Below are 1,887 nucleotides of genomic sequence, written 5' to 3'. Positions count from 1 at the left end.
TTTCTATCCATACCACCGGGGCGGCTGCCCCGGCAGGAACTTTTCTCTTATTATAACACCAATCTTGTGAAATCACAATTTATTCTTGTAGCCTGCCGCTGATACCGTCTGGATTGTGCTTTTCCTTTCTTTTTGTTCCCTTTAATTAGCCATAAACTGTTTGATTCCCTGAGACTTTGCCCCCGGATTGTCATTTCCATAACCTTCCATCAGGTTGATGACACCCCAGACTCCAAGGCCGGCCCCGATGGCAACTACCAGTGTCTGCAAAATATTAATTGCGCTCGTAAAAAATCCCATATATTTTTTCCTCCTTCATTTCATCATTTTCTTTTCTTCTTTTTTTCCGGTGTTCCTGTCTCCCCAGAAACAGGGCGATCTGTTTCTTATCCTCATACAAACCTCCATCAAACAAAAAAATCCGCTCCCTATGGAACGGTTCTCAATACTGTTTGCTTCCTATTTCTTTACAGGCTCCACAAGCAGGAGCAGATATGCCATATGGGTTGTCAGCTCTGCCATTTCATCATCAAATAAAAATGTCGAAGCTACCACCTCTCCTGCGGCATATCGGTTGTCACATCTGGACCGGAGCTTATCAATCAGCTCACCAAAATATGCTTTACACTTTTCCGTGGGGATCAATGCTGTAATCTTCTCCATATGGAGGATAAACGGAATATAATCCTCTTCAATAGAAGTAAATTCAAATACAAAGAGGGATTCACTTCTCCCCCTGCGTCTCATTGGTTTAATCCACATATCGTTCTCCTTCCTCAGCCTCTACGGCTGCAATGTCTTCTTTCGTTATTTCGTATTCATGCATTTCAAATGCTGTATCCCTGGAAATAACCAGCTTGTGTTCCAGATACTTTTCGATATCGAACTCATTTTTCCTGTTGTAATCAGAAAGCTCCTTATACCTTCTGTGCTTCGTAATATCATATTTGTCACTGAAAAACGGACGAACACCTCGAAGCTGCAGGATACACTTATTGCCATCCATGACTGCCAGCTCATCCCGACTCATCAGATCTTTTCCTGTCTTCTGATAATTCAGTCCATAGGAGCGGTTATTCCCTCTGGTATCTGAAGTGTTATACAGATCAATGGTCTCTTTTCCAAGGGTTTCGGATATCTCCTTTAGAGTAGAGCTTTCTTTTCCGCCAAGAAATAAAACCGTATCACAGTTACCTATGATGGTTTCTGCCGCATCCTTATAAATTGTCTTTAGCTGAGACTGTGACTGCAAAATGATAGAAGCCGATATTTCGCGGCTTCGGATCGTAGCAATCAGCTTGTCGAATTTTGGAATCTGCCCGATATTACTGAACTCATCCAGCAACAGACGGACATGATAAGGCAATCTTCCTCCATGCTCATCATCTGCTTTATCGCAAAGCAGATTGAAAAGCTGGGTGTACATGATAGCAACAATAAAGTTGAAGGTGTCATCTGTATCACTGATAATGACAAACATGGCTGTCTTCTGGTCTCCCAGCATGTCAAGCTCCATCTCATCGTATCGTGTCAGCTCCCGAAGCTCTGCAATATCAAATGGGGCTAATCTGGCACCACAGCTAATTAAGATAGATTTGGCAGTTTTTCCGGCTGCCAGCTTATATTTGCGGTACTGGCGTACTGCAAAATGTTCCGGATTCTCCGCTTCCAGTTCCTCAAACAGTTCATCTACAGCATTTTTGAATTCTTCATCCTCTTCTCTGGTTTCACTGGCATTGATAAATTCCAGCAAAGTAGAAAAGTTCTGTTCTTCCTCCGGTGCCTCATACCAGATGTATCCGATCAGTGCAGAATACAAAAGACGCTCGGCCTATAGTGATAGGTAAGGTTTTGATATTATCTCCACCTTTTCCCCCACTTCACACC

Annotated in this window: 2 protein-coding genes and 2 pseudogenes; all 4 read right to left on the bottom strand. The window is 42.9% G+C overall.

Going from position 1 to position 1,887, the window contains the following annotated elements:
• Positions 1-76 (bottom strand): annotated as a pseudogene (locus RDS42_RS14970) (XRE family transcriptional regulator); the annotation flags it as partial.
• A gap of 65 nt (positions 77-141) precedes the next feature.
• Complete coding sequence (locus RDS42_RS14565; RefSeq protein ID WP_308784289.1) at positions 142-300, bottom strand: Maff2 family mobile element protein; 159 nt, start codon at positions 298-300, stop codon at positions 142-144.
• 159 nt (positions 301-459) lie between these two features.
• Positions 460-762, bottom strand: coding sequence for a hypothetical protein (locus RDS42_RS14560; protein WP_308784288.1), 303 nt, complete (start codon positions 760-762; stop codon positions 460-462).
• Positions 752-1,831: pseudogene (locus tag RDS42_RS14555) on the bottom strand (VirD4-like conjugal transfer protein, CD1115 family); the annotation flags it as partial. The pseudogene RDS42_RS14555 and the gene RDS42_RS14560, both read right to left, overlap by 11 nt.
• Positions 1,832-1,887: the final 56 nt, after the last annotated feature.

It is taken from the genome of uncultured Blautia sp., assembly GCF_902497045.1.
Lineage (GTDB): Bacteria > Bacillota > Clostridia > Lachnospirales > Lachnospiraceae > Blautia_A.
Note: the sequence above shows the minus strand (reverse complement) of the source record. Positions and strands in the feature narration are given on the sequence as shown.

Coding starts and splice junctions, on each gene's coding strand:
- RDS42_RS14565 (WP_308784289.1), bottom strand. CDS start 300: ATGGGATTTTTTACGAGCGCAATTAATATTTTGCAGACACTGGTAGTT.
- RDS42_RS14560 (WP_308784288.1), bottom strand. CDS start 762: ATGTGGATTAAACCAATGAGACGCAGGGGGAGAAGTGAATCCCTCTTT.